Source organism: Kineococcus vitellinus, assembly GCF_009906315.1.
GTDB lineage: Bacteria > Actinomycetota > Actinomycetes > Actinomycetales > Kineococcaceae > Kineococcus > Kineococcus vitellinus.
Window position 1 is genome coordinate 1 of sequence record NZ_JAAALL010000523.1, and the last position, 1,570, is coordinate 1,570.

Consider the following 1,570-nt stretch of genomic DNA (forward strand, 5'->3'; position numbering starts at 1 on the left):
CCCACGACGACCACCGCGGGGGAGCGCACGCCGCGCGCCGCCGCCGTGGCGGCGATGTCGGCCAGGGTGCCCCGGGTGGTGCGCTGGGAGGCCCGCCAGCCGTCCTCGACGATCGCCACCGGCGTCGCGGGGTCCTTGCCCGCCGCGACGAGGTCCGCGGCCGTGCGCGGCAGCAGCGTCACGCCCATGAGCAGCACGATCGTGCCGTCCAGGCGCGCCAGCGCCTGCGCGTCGACCGCGTCGTGGCCGCTGACGACCGTCACCGAGCGCGAGAGCCCGCGGTGGGTGACGGGCACGCCGGCGGCCGCGGGCACCGAGAAGGCGCTCGTGACGCCGGGCACCACCTCCACCGCCACCCCCGCCGCGCGGCAGGCCAGCACCTCCTCGCCGCCGCGGCCGAGCACGTACGGGTCGCCGCCCTTGAGGCGCACGACGTGCCGCCCCGCCAGCGCGTGCTCGACGATGATCCGGTTGATCTCCTCCTGGGGCACCGGGTGGTGGTCGGGCGTCTTGCCGACGTCGACGACCTCCACGGCCGGGTCGAGCTCGTCGAGGACGGCGGTGGGCGCCAGCCGGTCCACCACGACGACGTCGGCCTCGGCCAGGCGGCGGCGCCCGCGCAGGGTCAGCAGGTCCACCTCGCCGGGCCCGCCGCCGACGAGGGTGACGCGCCCGCGCCCGGGGCGGCGCCGGCGCAGCGGGGCGGCACCGGAGTCCAGCCAGCGGCCCAGCGCGCCGCGCAGCGCCTGCGCCCGGCGCGGGTCGGCGCCGGCGGTCGCGGACACCGTGACGTCGTCGCGGCGCACGACCACGGGGGTCCAGGCGGTTGAGGCCGCGGCGTCGTCGGCGCGCACGCACCACGTGCGCTGCGCCTCGGCCGCCGCCGCCACGGCCGCGTCCACCTCGGGGGCGCCGGTGGCGGTGTGCACGAGCCACACGTCCGCCAGCAGTCCCGCCAGCGCGGCGACGTCGACCTCGGCGGGTTCCCACTGCAGCCGGGGCAGCAGCTCGCGCAGGTCCTCGCACAGCGCGGGGGCGACCACGCGCACGAGCGCGCCCGCCTCGAGCAGGTCGCGGGCCCGGCGGGCGGCGACGGGCCCGCCACCGGCGACGAGCACGCGCCGTCCGGTGACGTCCAGGTGCAGCGGGTAGCTGCTCGCTCGAGCGCTCACGGTGTCCTCCCGCTCTCAGAGTTCCACGCTGACGACACCGTCGTCGGAGATCCGGCAAGGATGCACCGCGATGGGGTCCGCCCCGGTGCTGGAGGCGCCGGTGGTCAGGTCGAAGGCGTTCAGGTGCAGCGGGCAGACGACGACGCGCTCGTCGACCTGCCCGTCGGCCAGCGGCCCGCCCGCGTGCGGGCAGGCGGCCTGCACGGCGCTGACCCTGCCGCTGCGGTGGCGGAAGAGCGCCACCTGCCGGCCGTCGACGACGTAGGCGCGGCCCTCGCCCAGCGGCAGGTCCTCGAGCGGGCAGACGTCGTGCAGGGCGGCGGTGCGGGCACCGGTGCCGGTGGGAGCGCTCACCGGGACACCTCCTGGGCGGGGACGGTGGGCAGGGGCAGGGACAC

The 1,570-nt window shown here is 78.5% G+C and carries 2 protein-coding genes; both read right to left on the reverse strand.

Annotated elements, in window-relative coordinates; all coding sequences use genetic code 11:
• A partial coding sequence (gene cobA / locus GTQ99_RS23065) for a uroporphyrinogen-III C-methyltransferase (protein ID WP_166617991.1) occupies positions 1–1,172 on the reverse strand: 1,172 nt, incomplete at its 3' end.
• 15 nt (positions 1,173–1,187) lie between these two features.
• On the reverse strand, positions 1,188–1,526 hold the full coding sequence (locus tag GTQ99_RS23070) for a Rieske (2Fe-2S) protein (RefSeq protein ID WP_338075213.1): 339 nt from the start codon (positions 1,524–1,526) through the stop codon (positions 1,188–1,190).
• Between the last annotated feature and the right edge of the window lie 44 nt (positions 1,527–1,570).